The organism is Kribbella sp. NPDC050459 (assembly GCF_040655315.1).
Classification (GTDB): domain Bacteria; phylum Actinomycetota; class Actinomycetes; order Propionibacteriales; family Kribbellaceae; genus Kribbella.
Window position 1 is genome coordinate 207,469 of the sequence record NZ_JBFAJQ010000011.1, and the last position, 22,475, is coordinate 229,943.

The window sequence follows — 22,475 nt, forward strand, 5'->3', positions numbered from 1 at the left end:
CGTTGGGTCGAGGCGTGACGATCGAGCGGAGCAACCCGGACGGACTCCACGCCACGCCGGGATACCACCACGTGACGCGCGTCCAGGCGGACACTCTGGTCTACCTGGCCGGGCAGTGTCCCTTGCAGCCGTCCGGCGAACTGGCCGCGGGCGGGCTCGAGGGGCAGACCGCGCAGGTGATCACGAACATCCTCACCGCCCTGAAGTCCGCGGGCGCCACGCCCGAGGACGTCGTCCGCACGGTGATCTACGTCGCCAGCCCGGAGCGCGAACAGCTGAGCGCGGTCTGGACCCAACTCAACGCGTCACCGCTGGCGCCGGCCTTCACGACGGCAAGCACCCTGCTGGGCGTCGCCCAGCTCGGCTTCCCAGGACAGCTCGTCGAGATCGACGTGACCGCGGCGCTGTGATCGTTCCCGCCGAGGTCGTCGACTACGATCCCCGCTGGCCGCTCTGGTTCGACGAGATCCGCGCGCAGCTCGCGCCGTATGTCGACGGCTTCGTGGTCGAGCACGTCGGCAGCACCGCCGTACCCGGGCTGGCCGCGAAGCCGATCATCGACGTCGACGTCGTCGTCCCGTCCGCCGAGCTGGTGCCGACGGCGATCGCCCGGCTGGAGGCCGCCGGCTACCGGCACGAGGGCGATCTGGGCATCTCCGGCCGAGAGGCCTTCGCGCTGCCGCCGGACGCTGTGCACTACCACCACTTGTACGTCGTTGTTGAAGGCAACGAGGCATACCAGGACCACGTGCTGCTCCGCGACCACCTGCGGGCGAACGCGGCGGATCGGGAGCGGTACGCCGCACGCAAGCGCGAGCTGGCGCACCTGCTCACGACCGACCGCACCGCGTACGTCTCCGGCAAGGGCGCGCTGGTCGAGGAGCTGATTGCTAGAGCGGGTGGTTCGGGTGCAGGCGCCGGCTCGGGTCGTAGCGGCGCCTGATCTTGGCGAGCCGGCTGTAGTCGTCGTACGCCTCGGCGACCTCCTCGACTGTCAGGTTCTCGAACGTGAAGTTGAGGGCTCGGCCGATCGTCGAGGCACGCCAGGGTTCGAGGACCTCCCGGCCGGCGTCACCTGTGCCTGGCGTGAGCACGGTCAGCGAGTACGCCGCGTCGCGATGACCGACCGCGTTCGGGATTTCCGGTTGGCGAGCCAGGGCGCCGCCGAGGTGCCGGATGCCGATCACGTACATCCGTGACGCGCCCGGCCCGGCGAGCCCGGGCAAAGTGTCGAGCGCATCGAGGTCCTTGAGCAGCACGTTGCTGGAGCTGTAGCTGTCGGGGCGCTCCGGCTCGGCGAAGATCCGCCCGGAGTCGACGTACGGCAGCTCCCCCACGGTGTCCAGCAGCGGTTCGCCGACGGCGCGCAACGGTTCGATCAGTTTTTCGCCGTGATCGCCGAGGATCGCGAGCTGCACCTGCCCGACGTACTTGCCGCGCAACGGTGCCGGCACCTGCGGGATGTCCGGCATTGGCAGGATCGCGATCGCCGACGTCACCTCCTCCGGGACGGTGCGGGTCCACGCCCGCCACACCTGCGGCACGGTCGGGTGCTCGGCGAGGTCGAAGTACAGGCTGCCGCCGTACAGGGTCGGCACATCGAAGAGGTCGATCTCGATCCCGGTCACGATCCCGAAGTTCCCGCCACCGCCGCGCAACGCCCAGAACAGGTCGGGATCCTCCTCGGCGTTGCGGCGTACGCCGTCCGCGGTCACCACCTCGATCCGCCGGACATGATCCGCGGCGTACCCGAAGCGGCGGGCCATCAGCCCGAGCCCGCCGCCGAGCGTGTACGAGATCGCGCCGACGCCCGGCGCGCTGCCCGAGAGCGGCGCGAGACCGTACGGCGCGGTCGCGTCGAGCACATCCCGCCAGGTCGCGCCCGCCTCGATCCACGCGGTCCTGGCCTGCGCGTCGACCGTGATGCCGTTGAACCCACGGGTCGCGATCAGGACGCCGCCGTCGATCCCCCGGGTCAGACCATGCCCGGAGGCCTGCACGGCGATCCGCAGGTCGTGGTCGATCGCGTACCGCACCGCTTCCTCGACCTCGGCCGCGCTTGTCACCGTGAACACCACGGCCGGTCGATGCGGGTCCCGCCGCTGGAACCCGAGCCGCGCCTCGTCGTACCCCTTGCTTGTCGTCGTCACCACCATGCAGATCACGCTAGAAGGCCTTGCGGACACATCTTGTCCGCAAGGCATGATTTGTCGATGAGCGCTCGCAGGGAGATGCCCGGCCGGATGCTGCGGCTGCTGTCGTTGCTGCAGAGCCGTCGCGAGTGGTCCGGTCACGAGCTCGCCGACCGCCTCGGCGTCACCGAGCGAACAGTACGGCGCGACGTCGAGCGGCTGCGTGCCCTCGACTACCCGGTGACCGGCACGACCGGGACCGCGGGTGGGTACCGGCTCGGCTCCGGGACACACCTGCCGCCGCTGCAGCTCGACGACGACGAGGCGATCGCGGTCGCGCTCGGGCTGGTCGGCGCGGCCGGCGGCGGTGTCAGCGGGATGGCGGAGAGCTCGATGAGCGCGCTGGCCAAGCTCGAACAGGTCCTGCCCGCGCGCCTCCGGCCACAGCTCGCGGCGGTGAGCTCGGCCGCGGAGGCGATCCCGCGCCCCGGCGTACCGCAGGTCGATCCGGGCGTGCTCGCCGTCCTGGCTCGCTGCTGCCGCAACCACGAGATCGTCGCCTTCGACTACCACGGCCGGCAACGCGGTACGACGCGGCGTCGGGTGGAGCCGCATCAGCTGCTGACGCTGTCGTGGCGCTGGTACCTGCTCGCGTTCGACCCTGCCCGTGACGACTGGCGGATCTTCCGCGTCGACCGGATCAGTTCAGTCACTCCGGCGTTGCACCGCTTCACACCACGGGTGCTGGACGGACCGTCCTACCTGCTGGAGTCCTTCGTGTCGGCGCAGTACGAGCACACGGTCGAACTGACGGTCGAGGCGCCGGCCGACGCGGTCACCTCGACCTTCGAAGGAGTCGTCCGCGGCATCGTCGAGCCGCTCGGCCCCTCGTCCTGCACTGTCCGCTTCAGCGCCGACACCCCGGCGCTCCTGCTGACCCAGGTCGCCGCGATCGCCGTACTCGGCCCGTTCACCGTCGACCGGGCGACGCCGGAGACGGCCGCGCTCATCACCGCGGCCGGCGAACGGCTCGCCACAGCCTTTGCTCTAGGCAACAATCAGGCCGATGCCGAGGGTGAGGACCCCGACGGCGAGTGATGCCGCGCCGAGCCACAGGACCCAGAGGAACTGGTTCGGTTCGGTGCGGTCCTTGCCGGCCGACGAGGCGAAGAACCCGCCGGACATCAGGATCGCCGCGATCGGGATCGCCAGCCGCGCGACCCACAGCCAGAAGCCGCTCAGCCCGGTCTGGTCGACGTACAGCAGGCCGACCAGGCTGAGGATGACGAGCACGCCGGCGTGGGCGTGACCGGCCCGGGCGAACGACTTCTGGAATCCCGTCATCGGCACCTGGCCGCGGACGATCTTGGTCATGAAGTAGCCGCCGAACTGGATCGTCACGATCGTGAGCAGGATGACACCGGCGATGACGCGGGATGCGTCGGTCATGCGTAGACCTCTTCTCGGACAGGCGCGGTCGCGCGGGAGCTGCGCGCCACCCACAGGGCGACGGCGAGATACGGGATCTGTTCGGGGATGCGCTGCCACAGTGGCGTCGCCTCCCCGCCGGCGAACGGCACGTCGGCGACGGCGGCGTGAATGTTGGCGGGCAGCAGGCCGACGAACAGCGCGGCCAGCGCGTAGCCGGCGGCCTTGCGGGTGGATGCGATCACCAGGCCTACGGCGCCGAGCAGCTCGAGGACGCCGGTGAGGTAGACGAGCGCACCGGCGTACGGCAGGAACGGCGGGACCATCCGCACCATGTCGGCGTGGTTGGGCATCACCGTCACGCTCGCCGGTACGAAGTGCGCGCTCGCGGTCAGCACCAGCATCACCGCCATCGCGTGCGCCGCGGCGACCGGCCAGGTGCGGAACCGCCGGACGCCGAGCGCGCCCAGGATCCGGAACCCAAGAGTGCCCAGGATCAGTACGAGCGGGATCAACCGACTCGCCTCCTTATGGATAGTGAAAGTATCCGCTTATGGATACTGGTACTATCCATCACAGACAACAGGAAGGCAAGCGATGCGAATCGGGGAACTGAGCAAGGCCACCGACGTCCCGGTGCCGACGATCAAGTACTACCTGCGCGAAGGCCTGCTGCCCGCCGGCGAACTCAGCAGCCCGAACCAGGCGTCGTACGGCGACGCGCACGTGCGCCGGCTTCGGCTGATCCGCGCGCTGATCGAGCTCGCACAGGTCCCGGTCGCCACCGTGAAGGAGATCCTCGAGTCACTCGACGCGGACACCGAGCCGTTGCACGAGCAGATCGGGCGCGCGCATCGCGCCCTGACCCCCACCCGCCGCCTGTCCGCCACCGACGAGGCCCGGGCCGCCGCGACGACCCAGGTCAGCGATCTGATCGCCGCCCGCGGATGGTCCGTCGAGGCGGACGCCCCCGCACTGGCCACCCTCGTCGACACGGTCGCAGCCCTCCGCACACTCGGCCAGGAGGGCCTGGTCGCGCACCTCGACGACTACGCGGACGCGGTCGAACGCTTCGCCCGGATCGAGATCGAGGGCGTCACCAAGAACCCGACCCGCGACCAACTCGCCGAGTCGGTAGTGATCGGCACCATCCTCGGCGAGACCTTGATCGCATCCCTCCGCCTCCTCGCGCAGGAGTCCATCTCGGCGGACCTCTGGAAGAACCGCTAACAGTCGCCGAGCAGCCCCGGGAGCAGCTTGGTCAGCGCCTTCTGGAGCGCACGGCGGTCGGTCTCGGTCAGCGGGTCGAAGACCAGCTGGCGAACCACTTCGACGTGTCCCGGCGCGGCCTTCACGAGCTCCGCGTACCCCTCGGGCGTGAGGATCGCGTTGGTAAAGCGGCCGTCCTCCGGGTCGGGCTCGCGTCGCACCAGGCCGCGGTTCTCCAGCCGGCGCATGAGGTGCGACAGCCGGGAGAGCTCGGAGTTGGCGAGGATCGCGAGCTGACTCAGGCGCATCGTGTGGTCGGGCTGGTCGGACAGTCCGGCCAGGACGTAGTACTCCAGGAAGCTCAGGTTCGAGTCGCGCTGCAGCTGCTCACCGAGCGCACCCGTGAGCAGCGCCATCATCAGCTGCAGCGTCTTCCAGGTCTCGAGCTCGTCGGCCGTCAGCCAGCGAGGCTCGGTCGCTTCGCTCCCCATGGGTGCAGCATAGCCACCGGCGCAATGACTTGAACGTTCATGTCAATCGCCCTATCGTAGGAGATGACATGAACATTCAAGTCAACCCTGTGAAGGAATCATGAGCGACCTGAAGATCGCGGTCATCCTCGGCAGCACCCGGCCCGGACGCAACGGCAAGGCGGTGGCCGACTGGGTGATGACCCAGGCCGAGCGCCGCCGCGGCGCGTCGTACGAGCTGGTTGATCTGCTCGACTACCCGCTGCCGCACCTCGACGAGGCGATGCCGCCGTCGGCCGGGCAGTACGCCGGCGCCCACACGAAGGCCTGGGCCGAGAAGATCGCGGCGTACGACGGGTTCGTGTTCGTCACGCCGGAGTACAACCACTCCACGTCCGGCGTGCTGAAGAACGCGATCGACTACCTGTACGCCGAGTGGAACAACAAGGCCGCCGGCTTCGTGTCGTACGGCTCGCTCGGCGGGGCGCGGGCGATCGAGCACCTGCGCGCCATCAGCGCGGAGCTTCAGCTCGCCGACGTCCGGCAGCAGCTGTCGTTCTCGCTGTTCACCGACTTCGAGAACTTCTCGGTCTTCCGCCCGGGCCCGCAGTACGCCGACCAGGCCACCGCCCTGTTCGACCAGGTCGAGTCGTGGGCCGGTGCCCTCAAGCAGCTCCGCGCCGCCGAGCCGGTCGCCGCATGAACCTCACCGTCTGGATCGTCTCCGGGCTGCTGGCCGCGATGTTCCTGCTGTCCGGCGTGATGAAGGTGCCGGCCACCAAGGAGTCGCTGGCCGGCAATCCCCGGATGGGCTGGGCGGCCCCGTTCCCGATCGAACTGATCAAGGTCATCGGCGTCGCGGAGATCGCCGGCGCCGCCGGTCTCATCCTCCCGCGCGCGTTCGACACCGCCACTTGGCTCGTGCCCGCGGCGGCCATCGGCCTGGTCGTCGTCATGGCCGGGGCCATCATCACCCACGCCCGCCGTACCGAATGGTCCAGCGTCGCCGTGAACGCCGTACTCCTCGCCCTCGCGCTCTTCGTCGCGATCGAACGCTTCTGAACCACTCAACCGTCGTGGGCCATGTCCACGAAGCGTGAGTAGTGCCCCTGGAACGCCACCACCACGTCCGCGGTCGGCCCGTTCCGGTGCTTGGCGACGATGAAGTCCGCCTCACCGGGCCGGGTCGACTCGCGCTCGTACGCATCCTCACGGTGCAGCAGGATGACAACGTCGGCATCCTGTTCCAGGCTGCCGCTTTCGCGGAGGTCGGAGGCCATGGGGCGTTTGTCGGAGCGTTGCTCGGAGCCTCGGTTGAGCTGGCAGATGGCGACGACCGGGAGCTCGAGCTCCTTGGCGAGGAGTTTGATCGAGCGGGAGAACTCGGAGACCTCGAGCTGGCGGGACTCGACCTTCTTGCCCGACGTCATCAGCTGGAGGTAGTCGATGACGATCAGTTTGAGGTCGTGGCGCTGCTTGAGGCGGCGGGCCTTGGCGCGGATCTCCATCATCGTCAGGTTCGGCGAGTCGTCGATGAACAGCGGGGCCTCGGAGACCTCGCCCATCTTGCGGGCCAGCCGGGCCCAGTCCTCGTCGGTCATCTTGCCGTTGCGCATGTGGTGCAGCGGGACCTTCGCCTCCGCCGACAGCAGTCGCATGGTGATCTCGTTGCGACTCATCTCCAGCGAGAAGATGCACGAGGTCAGGCCGTGCTTGATCGAGCAGGACCGGGCGAAGTCCAGGCCGAGGGTGGAGTTGTGGGTCGGAATCATCGTCTTGCCGGCCAGGTACAGATGGTCGGCGTTGTCGACCTCGACGCACCGCACCGGCACGCTGTCGACCGGGTCGACCCACTCGAGCCGCCGCTCCCCCTCGCCGTGCGGCGCGGCCGGGAAGCCGTGCCCGGTGATCTGCCGCGGCGCCGACCCGGGGATCGGCGGTGTCAGCCCGGGACTCGCCGACATCGCCGTGTGCAGGTCGGCGGTCGTGCAGACCACCGGACGGCCGCCGTCCTCGACGCGCCACTGGTGCTCGGCGTCGGCGACGATCGTGCTGCCGTCGGAGAACGACAGCCGGAAACAGGGGCGGTCCACCATCACCTCGGTCGCCGCCACCACCGTGGTCGGCAGGCCGCTGGCGTCGAGCAACTGATCGCCGACCGCGACCTCGGCCATCGTGGTCCAGCCGGTCGGGGTCGGCAGCGGGGTGTCGAGCGCGAGCGCCTTCCCCATCGCGGGACGCGCGGCGACGATGATCATCTGGCCGGGGTGCAGGCCGTTGGTCAGCTCGTCCAGGTCGGTGAACCCGGTCGGCACGCCGACCATCGCGTCACCGCGCGAGTCGATCGCCTCGATCTCGTCGAGAGCGCCCTCCATGATGTCCTTCAGCGGCGCGTAGTCCTCGGCGGTCCGCTTCTCGGTGACCGAGTAGATCTCCGCCTGCGCCTCGTCGACGACGTCGTCGACCTCGCCCTCACCCGCATACCCGAGCTGGACGATCTTGGTGCCGGCCTCGACGAGGCGGCGCAGGATCGCCTTCTCCCGGACGATGTGCGCGTAGTAGCTGGCGTTGGCCGCCAGCGGGACGGACGCGACCAGGGTGTGCACATACGGCGCGCCGCCGATCCGGGTCATCTCGCCGCGCTTGGTGAGCTCGGCGGCGACCGTGATCGCGTCGGCCGGCTCGCCCCGGGCATACAGATCGGTGACCGCGTCGAAGACGACCTCGTGCGCCGGCCGGTAGAAGTCCGTGCCGCGCAGGTTCTCGATCACGTCGGCGATCGCATCCTTGCTCAGCATCATCGCGCCGAGCACGCACTGCTCGGCGGCGAGATCCTGGGGAGGGGTGCGGTCGAAGCCCATCTCCGGCCGGCGCTCTTCGTGGCCGCCGTCCTGGCCCCCGCGGAACTCCGCCACGCTCACTTCGTCCGACCTCCTCGTCCGCCGCTGCCCCAGCCACCACCGAGCCGGGTTCGAACACCTGCTCGAACCTTAGCCACGGCCCACCGACAGTTTCCGGAGCTGCTCACGACAGCGGCCTCGCGACCGTACGCCGGTCGTGTCGCCGATGGCCACTCGGTCGTCCACACCCCCTGTGGACCAATCGTGGATAACCCGGCTACGGGCTGTGCACAGGTTGGGCACAACCCTGTGGATATCTGCGGACAAGAGCTCACAAACAGCGCCTGACCTGCGGTTTCACCAGTGCACAACTGTGGAGGAGAAAAAGTCTGAGACGAATTTCCACAACCCCCGGCATGCCTGGGTACCCTCGCTCCGGTGAGACGTCGACGATGGGTGTGGGAACAGGACCGGGAGATCCTCCGGCTGGCCGTCCCGGCGTTCTTCGCGCTCGTCTCGGAGCCGCTGATGCTGCTCGCGGACTCCGCGATCGTCGGCCACCTCGGCACGCCGCAGCTGGCCGCACTGGGGGTCGCGGGCACGATCCTGCAGACGCTCGTCGGAATCTGCGTGTTCCTTGCCTACGGCACCACGTCCGCCGTCGCCCGGCGGATCGGCGCCGGCGACCACAAGGGCGCACTTGCCCAAGGCATCGACGGGCTCTGGCTGGCCTTGCTGCTCGGCGTCGTCCTCGCCCTCCTCGGACTGGCGCTGGCGCCGCAGGCGATCGGGGCTTTCGACCCGTCGCCGGAAGTGGCCGACCACGCCGTCACGTACCTGCGGATCTCCTGCTTCGGCATCCCCTCGATGCTGCTCCTGCTCGCCGCCACCGGCGTCCTGCGCGGGCTGCAGGACACCAAGACCCCGATGATCGTCGCGATCACCGCCAACCTCGCCAACATCGGGCTGAATGTCCTGCTCGTCTACGGCCTGCAGCTGGACATCGCCGGCTCCGCGCTCGGTACGGCGCTCGCACAGACAGGTGCCGGCGTCGCACTGGTCGTGGTCGTGGTCCGCGGCGCCCGCCGCGACGGCGCCAAGCTCCGCCCGGACCGTCCCGGCATCCTGGCCTCCGCGCAGATGGGCGTACCGCTCATCGTCCGCACGCTGACGCTCCGGGCGGCGATCATCCTGCTCACGTTCGTCGCCACGGCCCTCGGGACGACGTCCGTCGCGGCCCACCAGGTCGCGTTCACGCTGTGGTCGTTCCTCGCGCTCGCCCTGGACGCGATCGCGATCGCCGCGCAGGCACTCACCGGCCGCGCGCTCGGCGCCGGTGACGTGGCGGGGACCCGCGCGATCACGCGCCGGATGATGTGGTGGGGCCTGTTCTCCGGGCTGGTCGGCGGCCTCGTGCTGTGGGGGCTGCGCGACGTCTACGTCCCGTGGTTCACCAGCGACCCCGACGTACGCCGTACGCTCGCCGCGATCCTGATCGTCTCCGCAGTGTGGCAGCCGATCAACGGCGTCGTGTTCGTGCTGGACGGCGTCCTCATCGGCGCCGGCGACGGGCGGTACCTCGCGCTGGCCGGGATCGTCGCGCTCGCGCTGTACGTCCCGCTCGCGCTCGCGGTGCTCTGGCTGGACGGCGGGATCGTCGCGCTGTGGTGGGCGTTCGGCGGGTACATGCTGCTGCGTTTCCTCACGCTGACCCTGCGCGAGCGGAGCGACGCCTGGCTGGTTACCGGAGCTACCCGCTGACCCTGCGGTGCGGCATCGTGGAGCCGGAGGAAAGGACCGGCATGCCAGACACCGACGACGATCAGTCCGTCGAGCTCGAACCCGATCAGCGGGCGCAGGGCGACGACGACACCGAGGCCGCGCGTGAGCGGCGTGCGGCCCAGGCCCGCGCCGAGGCCGGCAGCCGTCCGACCCACGACCTCGCCGAGGAGGAAGCCGCGCGCGAGGACGAGGAGGACCTCCGGGAACGTCGCGACCAGGAGGACGCGGAAGCGCGCGCCGAGCGGCTCGAGGAGCGTGCGACCGCCGACGAGCGGACGCTGGAGGAGCGGCGCGACCGCGACGAGCTGCTCGACGAGGAGGCCGCCCGGGCCTTCCAGCTCGCATACGCCGACGAGGACGCCCGCGACCGGTACCGGCAGTACGCCGCGAACGACGTACAGCGTGGGCTCAGCGATCGGGCACACGGCCGGCACCTGCTGGACGAGGCCGCCGTCCAGCGCGGCGAGATCGGATCCGCGGAGCTCAGCGCGCAGGGACGCCGGTACCAGAATGCGGCGACCATCGAGGAACGCAAGGCCGTCCGCGACGACGGCATCGCCGACGCGTACGACGCCTCCGCGCGCGAGCGTCGCCGCGAGGCGCAGCCCAGCGCGAGCGAGGCCGTCCGCAAGCCGCCGGAGGACGCGCCCGAGGCGCAGCTCCCCCAGGCCCGCCGCCACGTGCGCGGCCGTGGCAAGGTCCGCAACCAGCAGGGCAAGGTCGTGAAGCCGAACCGCGCGAGCGAGCCCGACCTGGAGATCTAGGCCGGTTTCGGGGGTTCCAGCTTCTGGACGTGGATGATCAGCAGGTTGACCGCGACCACCACGACGAACCCGACGGCGAGCAGCGGGTGCCCCAGGCTCCAGAGCGCGGCACCCGCGAGGCCGAACACGAGCACCTTCACGGTCCAGCGGGCTGCCGGCGTCGTCCGGGTCGCGGTCGGCGCCGCGAAGCGGCCCCACACGATCGCCGTCACGAGCGGCAACCCGAGCGCGAGCAGCCAGCGGACGAGCGTCGTACCGCCGGTCTCCCAGCCCCACCAGGCGAAGATTCCGAGGGCAACCAGCTCGGCGAGGAACGCCAGTAGCAGGTTGCCCCACGCCCAAAGTTTCACCACAGGCACATGGGCTAGATCCCGCGGATGTTGGGCTGCCGCTGGTCGAAGAACAGACCGGCCGGCGGCTCCTGCACCGGGAGCGGAGGGATCGGGTAGTCGGTGTGCTGATTGTTCCGGCAGGCGGCGAACGGGCCGTCCGGGTCCAGCAGCGCCATCATGTGCGGGTCCGCGTGGTCACGCCACCAGACCGACATCCCGGTCGCCGGGTCCAGGCGCAGGTGTTCCCAAGCCCGCCAGATCGAGTCGAGCCGGCTGAGCGCCTCCGCGTGCCGGTACCACTCGGGGCACCAGATGAACTGCTGCCCGAGCCGGCGGGTGTAGAGGTAGATCAGCCGGTCCTCGACGAACGCCGCGACGTGCGGGTAGAAGAGCTCCTGTTCACCATCCACCGCGGTTGTCCCCTTCGTTCTGCTCCCAGACCGGCCGCTCAGGACCGCGCTGCGGCAGAGGTGCCTGCTGAGACGCCACCCAGGGGTTGTTGCTCACCGGGACGTTCGCTGCCGCTCCCGGATCGTACTTCGCCAGCGACGCCTTCACCGCACCGGCGTCCGGCCGGGTGAACCACGGGACGGTCTTCACCAGCGTGGCCGGGATCCCGGACGGGAACACGACCGCGCGGCCGGGCGGCATCGAGGCGAGGTCGGAGACCTCCATGATGTTGTGCCGCTGGACCTGCTGGCTGGTGCCGCGCTTGCCCTCGTTGTACGACACCGAGCTCGAGCTGATGTCGTAGTCGCCGATCATCTTGCTCAGGTTCTCGAGGAAGGTCGCGTCCGCGGCGCCACCGCCGTACACCCGGATGTTGGCCGAGCCCCACAGCTTCTGCATGCCGTGATCGCCCCAGCACTCCTGGCCCTGCGCCCAGGACTGCAGGATCGTCATCAGCACGATGCCGCGGGAGCCGAAGTGCGAGTACAGGTCGGGGAGGTTCTTCCACCGGCACACGTTCGCGGCCTCGTCGAGGACGCCGACCAGCGGGCTGGGCATCCGGCCCATCGGGCAGCCGCGGGCATACTGCTCGGCGGCCTCCACGACGGCGACGGTCAGCGCGGTGACCAGCGGGCCCGCCGTACCGGCGCCTTCCTTGGACAGGCTGTACAGCGTGCCGCCGTTGCGGACGAACTCGTGCGGGTTGAACTGCGGGCGGTTGTCGTTCGGGCCGTTCGGGATGACCCAGCGGGTGACCTTGCGGTTCACCAGGAACTGGGCGCTCTGCTGGGCCGTGCCGTAGACACCCGCGCGCTGCTTGTCCGGCGCGTTGATGACACCGGACAGAGCGTCCGCCGACAGCTGCAGACCCGGGGTGTTGCGCAGGATCCGCTCGGGCTCGTCGTTCCGCTGGTCGGCCAGCCAGGTGTACACCTGGGTGATCGGCCGCTTGGCGACCGCGGCCGCGAGCAGCAGACCGGCCAGCAGGTCGGTGCCGGCGGCGTCGAAGAACGCGTCGGTCTGCGCGCCCTGCTGGCGCTGCGAGGCGACGAAGTGCTCGGCGAGCTCACGCGCCTTGGTCTCGTCGGTGATGTAGGTCAGCGGGTTCCACCACCAGTTCGGCGGCTCCTCGCAGACCTCCTGCGGGTCGAACACCCACAGCGGGCCCTTCTCCGAGCGCGGCCCGCGGGTGGCGTCGACGATGTCGCGCTTGTTGGAGGTGGCGACGACGCAGCCGGGCGCGTCCAGGATCGCCGGCACCGCGCGCGACGTGGTCTTACCGGTTCGGGGACCCCAGATGTCGACGTGCATGTCTTCCCAGTTGCCGAACACCTCCAGGTTGTCCCGGACCGTCCGGCCGATCAGGATCCCGGGGCCCGCGTGCCCGGCGCCGAGCTGGTTCGCCTTCTCCTGGGCGCCTTCGCGGGTGAGCTTGTAGATCTCCGAGCGCTTCGACATCAGCTGCGCCTGGCGGTCGACCCGGCCGATCGAACGCTCCCGGTTGCGGAAGACCATCCAGCCGCCGGCGGCCAGGCCGAGCAGCACCACGACCTCGACGACCAGGATGCCGGTGGCCGCGCCCGACCACTCCAGGTTGCCCTTCGACAGGTCGACGATCGCGTCGAACGGGTTCCCCGGCGTCCGCGAGCCGTTGATCGCGGACGCGACCTTGAGCGCGATCCACATCGAGAAGACCACCAGCGCGACCACGCCGATGATCACGAAGATGAAGACGGCCTCGGGTGAGATGCCACCCGGGCCGGTGCTCTTCCTGCCCTGCGCCATGACTCGTCAGCTCCCCACGCGGGTGGTCGGGTCGGGCGGCGGCAGCAGCATCGGGTCGTCCAGGCTGTACTCGCCGACGACCTCCTGGGTGCCGTCCGGGGCGACCTCCACCTTCTGCGGCTTGCCGTCGTTGCCGGTCGTCCACAGCTTGTTGGTGTCGTTGATCTCGCGCTCGACGGAGGTGAGCCCGACGTGCACGGGGATCCCCGGCCGGCCACCGACCTTGATCAGGAAGTTCCCTCGGCCGGGAGGTGCGGCCTCCTTGCCGGTGGACGGGTCCCACGCGGGCGGGTCCTGCCAGCCGACGAGCATGTTCTGCTCCTCCATGGACATCGACACGACCTCGGTCAGGTTCTCCATCTCGGCACGCGGCAGACCGCCGCAGATGACCATGCCGGAGCGCTCGACGAAGCCCTTCGCCTTCATCCGGTCCTCGGGGTTCGGCAGCGCGAGCAGGTCGGACATGGTGTGCGAGATCATCGCCATCCCGACACCGCGCTGCCGGTTCAGACGGGTCAGCGCGTCGACCCGGTCGACCAGGCCGCTCCCGGCCCGCAGCACCCGCCACAGCTCGTCGAGGATGACGAAGTAGTGCCGCCGTGGCTCCAGGCCGGCGTCGGCCAGCGCCTGCGAGACCGCGACCGCGCCGAACCCGTACGACCAGCAGGCCAGCAGTACGGCGGCCTGCAGGCTGGTCTCGGAGTCGTCGACGTTGGACACGTCGAACACCACCGGACGGTCCATCTGCATCGGGTTGTCGGTCGGCGCGGAGAAGATCTCGCCGAGCCGGCCACCGCCGACCAGACCGATCAGCGACGCCTCCAGGCCCTCGGTGATCTGCCTGTACCGGTCCAGGCTGCCGCGGTCCAGGGCGACGTTGCGGACCCGGTCCGGGGCGTCCTGGATGACCTGCAGCAGGTCCTTGAGCACCGGCGTGCCCTGGAACCGCTCGTCGAGGACCTTGAGCGCCTCGTCGAGGATGGTCTCCTCGCGGTCGTTCGGGTTCTGGTTGCGCATGATCGCGATCAGCGCCGAGACCATCGTCTGCCGGCGACCGTGCGCGTCGGCCTGGATCGCCTCCCGGGCCTTGCCGGTCAGCCGGAGCGCGGCCTCCCGGGACTCGCCCGGGTCGAGCACGTTCAGGTGCCCGCGGCCGCGGCCGAGCTGGATGACCTGGCCGCCGAGCGCCTCGATCAGGTCCTTGTAGTCGGGCTTCAGGTCGCCGAGCACCAGCGGCATCACGCCGTACCCGGCCATGCCGAGCGCCATCCGCCGGGTGATCGTCGACTTGCCCAGACCCGGCTTGCCGAGAACGAACATCGACGGGTTCGAGATCAGCTTGGCCCGCATGAACCAGCTGATCGGGTCGCAGCACATGGTCGCGCCGGAGAGGATGTTCCGGCCGATCGGTACGCCGACCATCGGGCTGCCGGTGCCGGCCGAGAACGGCCACATCCCGCAGACCTGGACCGTCGTACCGCGCCATTCCTGCGGGGCCTGCAGGTACGTCGAGTAGCCGGCGCCCATACCGGGCCAGCCACGGGGCATCGGCCGCCGCCCGCGGCGGCTCGGGTCGACCGGCTTCTTCTGCTTCTTGCTCACTGTGACCCCCCAGGTGTCACTGTGCGAAGTCTCATCATAGGGATTCCCGCAGCCCCGCCGGTACCGCGAGGTGGTTCTGGACGACGATGCCGAGCGGCAGCGCGGCGACGAACGCGGAGTCCTGCGAGCCGTACACCGGCCGGAGCAGAACACGCGCGGTGGCGCCGAGGTTGTCGATCGCGGCGATCATGTCCGGGATCTGCTCGGCGGTCATCACGGTGCCGGTGACGGCCATGCCGAAGTTGACCAGGCCGGCGCCCCGCGCCTCTTCCTGCGCGGACCGGTCGGCGGCCCGTGCCTCGGCCAGGTTGCGCGCGGACGGACGGGCCGAGGCCGTGGCGCGGAACGACGCGTTGCGCTTGTCGGCCTCCACCATCCGGGCCGCCGTACCGGCGTCGAGCGGGCGGTAGAGCATGGTCACGCGCTTGCGGTCGATGTCGGGGTGCGGCGCGACCAGCTGGGACAGCACCGACGAGAACACCTCGCCGCGCGGAGCCTGCGACATCTGCCAGGTCACCGACCAGGCGGAGTCGTGCCGGTACTTGTCCCAGTACGACTGGGTGGCGGCCGGGCCGACATCGGTCCACTGCAGCTCCGGCGGCATGCCCTGGGCGCGTGCTTCGTCGATCAGCGCGGCCGACGCCGGGTCGTAGGCGATCCGGATCGCCTCGCACAGCTCCTGCGCGCTGACCGGCCGGGCGGCGCCCGCACCGGTCGCGTTCAGGCTCTGGGTGAGGGCGGGCAGCCGGGCCGCGAGCTCGCGGCCCATGTCGTCTTCCTTGCGGCGCTTGCCGCTCCGGTCGGTGCCCTTGAAGGTCAGCGCGACCCGGGCCGAGACCAGCGCCGAGCCCTCCGGGTACGTCTGGACGACCTCGGTCAGCATCGCCCGGGCGATCGCCGGGCTCCCGTCCACCATGTTGCCGCCGACCTCGCGGCGCAGCCGGATACCGGTGTCGGGCGCGCTCTCCACCGTCACCGACGCGGCGACGATGCCCGGCTCGTGGCCGAGGGAGGCCAGCCACTGACCCCAGTGCGCCACCCAGACGTCGACCTGCTCCTCGTCGACGAGGGAGGCGCCGTCGGGCTCGGCGTTGATCACGACGGTGAAGTGCCGGGTGCTCGGGTAGTAGAGCAGCGCGAACGGCCGTCCGTACGAGTCCTGGTACTCGCTCAGCTGGGAAGCGGCGGCCAGCCCGGGGAGCTGGAACTTGCCCCAGGCGGTCCGGCCGAGCGGTCCGGAGCGGTAAATGTTGTGCTTAGCCATCTTTGCTCGTTGCCATCCAATGTGCGTCGAGAGCCGTTGCAGCGTGGAGTACCCGTGCTTGTCCTTCGTGACCAGCAGGCCGAGTGCCGCGCCCACGATCAGCAAGCTGATGAGGGCGGCCTTGATGCCGCCCGCCATCGTCGCGATCACGACGAGCAGCAGGCCACCCATCATGATGGCGGTGCCGAGCATGCCCAGGCCGGCGATGCCCGCCGAGGCGGGCCTGCGCCAGTTGCCGTAGGTGCGAGGAGCGCGTCGTACGTTCTCAGCTGCTGCCACTTGGTCCGTCCGGTGGTGGTTGGTAGTCGTTGCGGTCGTCGTCGCGATAGTCGCGCGGTGCGCGGTCGCGCTCGCGGCTCAGGTCGCCGCCCCGGCCGCTGCCGCTGGGGCCGCCGCCACCCCCACCGCCGCCGCCCCCACCCTGGGAGCCTTGGGAGCCCTGGTCCATCTCGTCGTTGCCCATCGTCTCGGACGCGGCCGTCTGGGCGACCGCCTTGGTCGCGTCGACACCGGCCTTGACCGCGACCACCGCGACCGCAGCCGGTCCGGCAGCAGCCGCCGCTCCACCACCAGCAGCCGCGGCTCCACCGCCGGCTGCCGCACCACCACCGGCTGCCGCACCACCGGCCGCTCCGCCGCCGGCTCCACCGGCGGCACCTGCAGCACCGCCCTCGCCGCCGGCCGCCGCGCCTTGGGCACCGCCGCCTCCGCCGCCACCGCCGCCGCTCGGGGCCTGCTGCGACGCCCGTCCGACGTTCTGTGCACCGCTCGGGCCGTCACCGCCACCGCCACCACCGCCGTCGGCGCCTTGGTCGGCGCCCTTGCTCACCATGTCGCCGACCTTGTCGGCACCGACCATCTTGGCCGCGATCATGCCGGCACCGGCCGACCCCGCGGTCGCCCCGACCATCGGCACGATGAACCGCATCAGCGCCGGCATCGCGAACAGCGCGAGCACCAGCATCGTGAGGCCGGTGACCACGTTCATCACCATGCTGCCGATCTCGTCCGGGTTGCTGGCGTCGTAGTGCAGTGGGGCGCCGTTGTCCGAGACCAGCCGGATCGCCGTCGCGTAGACGATGGCCGCCACCGGCTTGTAGAGGATGAAGGCGAGCAGCCAGGAGATGATGCGTTTGAACCAACTCCGGCCCATCTCGGTGTTCGTCGCGGCGGCCGCGATCGGCAGCACGCCGAGCAGCAGCACCAGCATGGCGCTGCGGACGACCATCAGCACGATCTGGATCAGGCTGGCGATCACGCACAGGATGCCGACCGCGATCATGATCCCGATCAGCACCGGTGAGCCGGCGATGCCGACGATCGCGGCGAATCCCAGGACCGCGCCCATCTTCTCGCCGAAGGCCTGCGAGTCGCCGGAGCCGATGTTCTGGCAGCCGTCGACCCAACCGGCGGTTTTCGAGTCGAGCGCGCTGCTGATGATGCAGCTGGAGAAGATGTCGCCGACGGTGATCAGCGCCTGGGCGACGGCGATCGAGAACGCCGCGGCGACGGCGAGGGTGATCAGCGAGCGGAGCAGCTCGCGGGCCGACTCGCCGCGCTGTGTCCAGGCCATCTGGACGGCACCGACGATCAGCCCGATCGCGGCGATGAAGAGCGCGATGAACTGCGTGTGCTGCCAGATCCAGTCCACCGTGTCGTTGGCCGGCCTGCCCTGATCGTTGCCAACAGCAATGGTCGGTACGTAGACCCAGAAGGTGGCGATCGTGCTCATCAGGGTTCCGACCGCTGCGCCGATGGCTTTGAGAATTGGCTCGAACACGAACTTCATCACCAGTTCCATGACAGGGGCGAAGACGACCTCGAGGGCTTTCTTCATGAGGTCGATCGCCCAGTCGATCACATCGAGCGGAATCACGTCAGGATGTCCTCGGTGAGACGAATCGAAGAATGGCCGGCAGTGCGACGACTGCCACGATCATCAGCGTCACGCCCATGATGACCTTGAGGATGTGCGATGCGCCTTCGGAACCCATCAGACTGAACGCGGTGGCATAGATGATCGCGGCCACCGGTTTATAGATGATGAAGGAGGCCAGCCAGGCCAGGGCGCGCTTGAACCACATCATGCCCATCTCGGTGTTGGTCGCCGCCGCGGTCAGCGGCAGCACGCCGACCAGCAGCACGAGCATCCCGTACCGGACGATCATCAGCGCCAGCTGGACGATCGCCGTGATGACCATCAGGATTCCGACGAAGATGACCAGCAACCAGCCGAACGGCTCGTCCATCATGTCGAGCAGGTTCTTCGCGTAGTTGTGGTCGTCCTTCTTCAGCGCCGCGTTGATGATCCACGACGAGAACCCGTCCGCGGCCGAGATCAGCGTGCCGGCGAACACCGTCGCCGACCCGGTCACCACGACCAGGGTGACCAGCGACTTGAGGATGTCTCTGGCCGGCTCACCGCGATGCGAGACCGCCATCTGGATCGCGCCGACGACGACCGCGAGCGAAGCGATGAACACCATGATGAAGTTGGTGTGCTGCTGGATCCACACGGCCGGGGTGTTCTCGGCGATGTTCGGGGTCGGGATGTAGACCCAGAGCAGGCCGACGGCCTTCATGACCGCTTCGACGGCGTGGATGACGACCCTGGCGATCGCCTCCCAGATGAAGTCGAAGAACTTGCCGAAGGCCCACTCGAGCGCGGTCTTCAGGCCCTCCTTGAAGCAGTCGTCCCAGTCCCAGGGCCAGCCCGAGCATCCGAGGATGATCATGCCGCACCACTGAACCTGACGTAGCCGCTGAGACTGGTCAGGATGTCCGGCTCGACCGAGCCGTTGAAGCTGCCGTCCGTCTGCAGCTCGACGTACCAGTCGCCGCGGTACCAGCGCATCGTGATCGGCATCGCGCCGTACGCCTTGCCGTTGAGATCGGCAACGATCTGGATGAGGGCGCGGGTCGCGTTCTCCGGGTAGTCGAGCACCTTGAAGCCGGCGAACTGGACGTCACCGGCGACCGTCGACGGCGTCTTGGCCGTCAGCTTGGCCTGCGCGATGGCCGCGTCCCGGCCCGGCCCCGGGTACACCCGGTTGTGCAGTGCGGCGATGCTGACCTCCGGGTTCTGGATCTGGCCGAGCAGGACCATCGCCGCGAGCACCGCACCCGTCGGCGAATGCGCGAAGCAGGAGCGCACACCGCTCGGGCTGGTGGTCGCCGGCCCGCTCGCCGCCTGGATGGGGATCAGCATCTTCCCCTCGAACTGCCACGAGACCGACAGCGGCGCGGCGACCCGGGGGATCACCTGGCTCGGGTTCTTGGCGTGGCAGCCGCCGGTGGTGCTGGTGGGCGGTGGCGGAGTGTTCCGGGTCGTGCTCGGTACTTCGGTCGGCGACGCGGGCGGCGGCTCGGTGGGCTGTTGCTCGGTGGGCTGTCCGGTAGGAGCGACCGTGCTCGGTGACTGGGTCGGGTCGGCCGACGGAGTCTCCGACCGGCCTCCCGCGACGAACCACACCACGAGGCAGATCAGCACCGCTCCGATGACGATCGCGGACGCGATGAAGCCACGCTCCTCGAGGAAGCTGGTCTTCTCGCCGTCCGAACCGTCACCGGAGTCCGGGTTCCTACTGAACAGTCCCACTTACGTGGTGCCGCCGAGGGCGTCGACGAGGGCGGTCGCCGCGCCGATGACGATGCAGGCCGCCAGGACCCAGCCGAGCCGGGCGGCGTGCTCGCCACCCTCGCCGCGACGCTGACCGACGGCCATCATGCCGCCGGCGATGATGATGCCGAGGGCACAGATCAGGTACGCGATCCACTTGACCCAGCCGAGAACTTTCCGCAGCCCGTCGGTCACCTCTGAAGGCGGTGGCTCCAACGGCAGGGTGTTCGGGAGGTCGTTGACCAGATGAAGCAACATCATGTTCTCGAGAGCCTTTCAGTACGGGGCGGGATAGTCCGCTGGGTTTGACGCGCGAAGTGCGTAGATGGATTCAAGTACTTCGAAAACCTCGTCCGGCGTGTTGTCAGGCGTGGGAGCCTCCCCTCTGCGCCACTCCTCGATCCACGGGATGTCCCAGACCCTCGGAACACCTCCGCCGACGATGTCGGCGAAGTCGTCGAGCACCCGGGGCAACCGGCCGGGGGCGTCCGCGATCAGCACCAGGCCGAGCACCGCGACACCCTGGACGACGCCCGAGGCCCACTCGATCGCGGCTCGCTGCGCGGCGCGCAGGCCGGACCCATGGGTCCGGGCAACCAGGATCACCGGAGTCGGCACCGGCGGCGGCGGGATCGGCCAGCGATGATTGGCCGCCCTGGTGCCGGGGAGCAGGACCGACATCGTGGTCTCGCCGGCGCCGCCGTGGACACCGACCCACCACAGCGTGTCGGCCGCCGGAATCGCGAACTTGGGCAGGCGCTGATCCTCCGCGGGCGCCGGCACCCCGTGCTGGGGCGCGGACGGCCCCCGCGGGGTGATGTCCGGCTGAGGAGTCGGGCCCGGCGACGGCTGCTGCGGACCCGGAGACTGCTCTCGTGTCCACGGGTTCTGCGTCATGGCCCCTCCTCTCGCGGTGCGTCACAGGCTGTCGCCCACAGTATTCTCTCGCTTTCCGGGTGTACTTTCGTGACCCATCCACAGGCGAGGATGTTTCTACCCCCTTGTCGGGGTCAGTCGAGCCGCCGGGCTCGCGTGGTTTCTGCCTGCCCGGAATCCCTGGCATGCCTCGTGCGGGGGACATGCTAGAACGAGGACGACGTAACCGGTGGAGCGAGGGAGATCTGTGGCGGGAATGAGAGGTCATCGTGGCTGAGAAGATCCCGTCCTGGCCGAAGGTCACGATCCGGCTGTACGACGACCACAACGCCGAGGTGAAGATCGCCGGCCGCAGTCACCCGATCAACCACCACGATCCCCGGCAGGCGGCGCTCCAGCTCGTCAGCGAGCAGGCCGCCCAGCTCGGCCGCGCCGTGAAGGCGACCGCGGTCGAGGCCGACGGCGCCTCCTGGCCGCTCATCATCCACCCGGACGGCCAGGTGGAGGCGATCGAGACCGACCCCCGCAAGGGCAAGAAGCCGGTCTGGCCGATTGTGGTGGCGATGGCCGTGGCGGTGGTGCTGATCGCCGGTACGACGTTGTACATCACCGTCTTCAGCAAGCTGGGCGAGGGCAAGCCGCAGGTGACCGAGTCGCCCAAGCTGCCCGAGCTGCCGGCACCGTCCGTGCACGCCGACGAGTTCCCCCCGAGGACCCAGCCGCTCGGCTACTCGACGCACGCGGGCTGGACGGTCGACATCGCCGCGGACAGCACGCCGGCGATCAAGCCCGACGGCACCGAGGTCGCGATCCTGACCACCGACCAGAAGGTCGCCGTCTTCGACAGCAACGGCAAGGTGCTGTGGCAGGACAAGGTGCCGAAGGACGCCGAGAGCCCGACCTACACCACGATCGACGGCAAGCTCGTGCTGGCGCTCACCACGCCGTCCACCCTGTACTACTGGGCGGGCGGCGGCGCCGAGGCGAAGACGATCGAGCTGCCGGACAGCGCCAAGGTGCAGTTCTTCGGCAAGTCGCCACTCATCATGCTGTCGAACGAGTCGGGCGCGATGGTGATCTCGGGCGGCGTCCTCAAGACGGTTCCGGAGAAGCCGCGGAGCTCCACCATCCTGCTCGCCGAGGGCGATCGCACCTTGATGGCGCAGTACTACGGCCCGCTCTTCTGGGCCCAGCCGGACAAGGAGACGGTGGAGGTGAAGCTGCAGCCGCCGGGCGGTGCGGGCTCCATCATCCAGGTGGTCTCGGCCAGCCCCGACTACGTCCAGGCCCTGTGGACCAACGCCAAGAACCCGGAAGAGGTCATCCCGTCGGTGCACTCGTCGGCGAGCGGCAAGGTGGTCGCGAGCTGCGGGTCGATCCGCAACGGCGACAACAACGGCTGGGACTGGGTGCCCGACCCGAACCGGAAGTTCGCCGCCTGGGGTGCGTGCCTCGTCAACCTGACGCTGACCAAGAACAACACCCGGATTCTGCCCGGCTTCCAGCCGCTGTCGGTCAGCGGATCGATGCTCTACGGCACGATCAGCAGCAAGCTGACCGCCGTGTCGCCGAACTGGAACACCTACCCGCAGAACGAGGGCACCACGCGGCCGTGGGGCGTGGCCGGCAAGCGCGCCGTCGTCGTGTACAACTCCGTCCTCTACGCATTGGACCCGGCGACATGAGCCGGCCTACGCGTCGCACGGCGCGGATCGCGACCGCACTGGTTGCCATCGGCATGCTGTTGGCGCCGTCCCGGGCGCTCGCGGACGGCGTCGAGCCGGAGCCGGTCGACTGGCCCACGGTCGAGGCGCCGAGCAGCGGTGGACAGACGGTCGAGCCGCAGCCGGTGGAGTGGCCGGCACCCGAGAAGCCCTGAGGCACTCGCTCCCGAGAACGCTCCTGAGGCACTCCCTCCCGGA

The 22,475-nt window shown here is 69.6% G+C and carries 25 protein-coding genes; 10 read left to right on the forward strand and 15 right to left on the reverse strand.

What is annotated here, in order from left to right:
* The first annotated feature begins 14 nt into the window (after window positions 1-14).
* Together AB0I12_RS30755 and AB0I12_RS30760 are read left to right on the forward strand one after the other, a co-directional pair.
* Window positions 15-410, forward strand: coding sequence for a RidA family protein (locus AB0I12_RS30755; RefSeq protein WP_355693901.1), 396 nt, complete (start codon window positions 15-17; stop codon window positions 408-410).
* Entirely contained in the window at window positions 407-943 is a 537-nt protein-coding gene (locus AB0I12_RS30760) for a GrpB family protein (protein WP_359936053.1), read from the forward strand. The genes AB0I12_RS30755 and AB0I12_RS30760 overlap by 4 nt, the downstream gene beginning before the upstream one ends.
* Here AB0I12_RS30760 and AB0I12_RS30765 read toward each other — a convergent pair.
* Window positions 891-2,156 (reverse strand): FAD-binding oxidoreductase, encoded by a 1,266-nt coding sequence (locus AB0I12_RS30765; RefSeq protein ID WP_359936055.1) that lies wholly within the window; start codon window positions 2,154-2,156, stop codon window positions 891-893. The genes AB0I12_RS30760 and AB0I12_RS30765 overlap by 53 nt on opposite strands.
* A 57-nt stretch (window positions 2,157-2,213) precedes the next feature.
* Here AB0I12_RS30765 and AB0I12_RS30770 point away from each other — a divergent pair, with 57 nt between their 5' ends.
* Window positions 2,214-3,230: a WYL domain-containing protein gene (locus AB0I12_RS30770; protein ID WP_359936057.1), complete on the forward strand. Its 1,017-nt coding sequence runs from the start codon at window positions 2,214-2,216 to the stop codon at window positions 3,228-3,230.
* Here the strand turns inward: AB0I12_RS30770 and AB0I12_RS30775 are convergent.
* Entirely contained in the window at window positions 3,180-3,581 is a 402-nt protein-coding gene (locus tag AB0I12_RS30775; protein WP_355693894.1) for a hypothetical protein, read from the reverse strand. The genes AB0I12_RS30770 and AB0I12_RS30775 overlap by 51 nt on opposite strands.
* Window positions 3,578-4,075 (reverse strand): hypothetical protein, encoded by a 498-nt coding sequence (locus AB0I12_RS30780; RefSeq protein ID WP_359936059.1) that lies wholly within the window; start codon window positions 4,073-4,075, stop codon window positions 3,578-3,580. Before AB0I12_RS30780 ends, AB0I12_RS30775 begins: the two co-directional genes overlap by 4 nt.
* A gap of 82 nt (window positions 4,076-4,157) precedes the next feature.
* Here AB0I12_RS30780 and AB0I12_RS30785 point away from each other — a divergent pair, with 82 nt between their 5' ends.
* Entirely contained in the window at window positions 4,158-4,790 is a 633-nt protein-coding gene (locus tag AB0I12_RS30785) for a MerR family transcriptional regulator (protein WP_359936061.1), read from the forward strand.
* Here AB0I12_RS30785 and AB0I12_RS30790 read toward each other — a convergent pair.
* A complete protein-coding gene (locus tag AB0I12_RS30790; RefSeq protein ID WP_359936063.1) occupies window positions 4,787-5,260 on the reverse strand; it encodes a MarR family transcriptional regulator in 474 nt (157 codons plus the stop codon). The genes AB0I12_RS30785 and AB0I12_RS30790 overlap by 4 nt on opposite strands.
* A gap of 100 nt (window positions 5,261-5,360) precedes the next feature.
* Here AB0I12_RS30790 and AB0I12_RS30795 point away from each other — a divergent pair, with 100 nt between their 5' ends.
* Window positions 5,361-5,942: an NAD(P)H-dependent oxidoreductase gene (locus tag AB0I12_RS30795; protein WP_359936065.1), complete on the forward strand. Its 582-nt coding sequence runs from the start codon at window positions 5,361-5,363 to the stop codon at window positions 5,940-5,942.
* The gene (locus AB0I12_RS30800; RefSeq protein ID WP_359936067.1) at window positions 5,939-6,301 is read left to right on the forward strand and encodes a DoxX family protein; all 363 of its coding nucleotides are present in this window, start codon (window positions 5,939-5,941) and stop codon (window positions 6,299-6,301) included. Before AB0I12_RS30795 ends, AB0I12_RS30800 begins: the two co-directional genes overlap by 4 nt.
* A 5-nt stretch (window positions 6,302-6,306) precedes the next feature.
* On the opposite strand, the gene dnaB is transcribed toward AB0I12_RS30800, so the two are convergent.
* Window positions 6,307-8,100, reverse strand: coding sequence for a replicative DNA helicase (gene dnaB / locus AB0I12_RS30805; protein ID WP_359936188.1), 1,794 nt, complete (start codon window positions 8,098-8,100; stop codon window positions 6,307-6,309).
* A gap of 417 nt (window positions 8,101-8,517) precedes the next feature.
* Between dnaB and AB0I12_RS30810 the strand changes: the two genes are divergently transcribed.
* Both AB0I12_RS30810 and AB0I12_RS30815 read left to right on the forward strand, forming a co-directional pair.
* A complete protein-coding gene (locus AB0I12_RS30810) occupies window positions 8,518-9,840 on the forward strand; it encodes an MATE family efflux transporter (protein ID WP_359936069.1) in 1,323 nt (440 codons plus the stop codon).
* Window positions 9,841-9,881: 41 nt separating this feature from the next.
* On the forward strand, window positions 9,882-10,625 hold the full coding sequence (locus tag AB0I12_RS30815; protein ID WP_359936071.1) for a hypothetical protein: 744 nt from the start codon (window positions 9,882-9,884) through the stop codon (window positions 10,623-10,625).
* Here the strand turns inward: AB0I12_RS30815 and AB0I12_RS30820 are convergent.
* The 10 genes from AB0I12_RS30820 to AB0I12_RS30865 are packed head-to-tail and all read right to left on the reverse strand — an operon-like array spanning window position 10,622 to window position 20,574.
* Entirely contained in the window at window positions 10,622-10,975 is a 354-nt protein-coding gene (locus AB0I12_RS30820) for a YrdB family protein (RefSeq protein WP_359936073.1), read from the reverse strand. The genes AB0I12_RS30815 and AB0I12_RS30820 overlap by 4 nt on opposite strands.
* A 14-nt stretch (window positions 10,976-10,989) precedes the next feature.
* Window positions 10,990-11,367: a DUF4913 domain-containing protein gene (locus tag AB0I12_RS30825; RefSeq protein ID WP_355475804.1), complete on the reverse strand. Its 378-nt coding sequence runs from the start codon at window positions 11,365-11,367 to the stop codon at window positions 10,990-10,992.
* A complete protein-coding gene (locus AB0I12_RS30830; protein WP_359936076.1) occupies window positions 11,357-13,192 on the reverse strand; it encodes a TraM recognition domain-containing protein in 1,836 nt (611 codons plus the stop codon). The genes AB0I12_RS30825 and AB0I12_RS30830 overlap by 11 nt, the downstream gene beginning before the upstream one ends.
* Before the next feature lie 6 nt (window positions 13,193-13,198).
* Window positions 13,199-14,794, reverse strand: coding sequence for an ATP/GTP-binding protein (locus tag AB0I12_RS30835; RefSeq protein WP_359936078.1), 1,596 nt, complete (start codon window positions 14,792-14,794; stop codon window positions 13,199-13,201).
* A 34-nt stretch (window positions 14,795-14,828) separates the two neighbouring features.
* On the reverse strand, window positions 14,829-16,337 hold the full coding sequence (locus AB0I12_RS30840; RefSeq protein WP_359936080.1) for an SCO6880 family protein: 1,509 nt from the start codon (window positions 16,335-16,337) through the stop codon (window positions 14,829-14,831).
* Window positions 16,324-17,934, reverse strand: coding sequence for a type IV secretion system protein (locus AB0I12_RS30845; RefSeq protein WP_359936082.1), 1,611 nt, complete (start codon window positions 17,932-17,934; stop codon window positions 16,324-16,326). Before AB0I12_RS30845 ends, AB0I12_RS30840 begins: the two co-directional genes overlap by 14 nt.
* A gap of 1 nt (window position 17,935) precedes the next feature.
* On the reverse strand, window positions 17,936-18,793 hold the full coding sequence (locus AB0I12_RS30850) for a hypothetical protein (protein ID WP_359936084.1): 858 nt from the start codon (window positions 18,791-18,793) through the stop codon (window positions 17,936-17,938).
* A complete protein-coding gene (locus tag AB0I12_RS30855; RefSeq protein WP_359936086.1) occupies window positions 18,790-19,656 on the reverse strand; it encodes a hypothetical protein in 867 nt (288 codons plus the stop codon). Before AB0I12_RS30855 ends, AB0I12_RS30850 begins: the two co-directional genes overlap by 4 nt.
* Window positions 19,657-19,938, reverse strand: a complete 282-nt coding sequence (locus AB0I12_RS30860) for a TrbC/VirB2 family protein (protein ID WP_359936088.1) — start codon at window positions 19,936-19,938, stop codon at window positions 19,657-19,659.
* Between the two features lie 15 nt (window positions 19,939-19,953).
* Window positions 19,954-20,574, reverse strand: coding sequence for a DUF6668 family protein (locus AB0I12_RS30865; RefSeq protein WP_359936090.1), 621 nt, complete (start codon window positions 20,572-20,574; stop codon window positions 19,954-19,956).
* A gap of 248 nt (window positions 20,575-20,822) precedes the next feature.
* On the opposite strand from AB0I12_RS30865, the gene AB0I12_RS30870 reads away from it, so the two are divergent.
* Both AB0I12_RS30870 and AB0I12_RS30875 read left to right on the forward strand, forming a co-directional pair.
* Window positions 20,823-22,238 carry a hypothetical protein gene (locus AB0I12_RS30870; RefSeq protein ID WP_359936092.1) on the forward strand — a complete coding sequence of 472 codons (1,416 nt, stop codon included), beginning with the start codon at window positions 20,823-20,825 and terminating at the stop codon, window positions 22,236-22,238.
* Window positions 22,235-22,432, forward strand: coding sequence for a hypothetical protein (locus tag AB0I12_RS30875; protein ID WP_359936094.1), 198 nt, complete (start codon window positions 22,235-22,237; stop codon window positions 22,430-22,432). Before AB0I12_RS30870 ends, AB0I12_RS30875 begins: the two co-directional genes overlap by 4 nt.
* The last annotated feature ends 43 nt before the right edge of the window (window positions 22,433-22,475 follow it).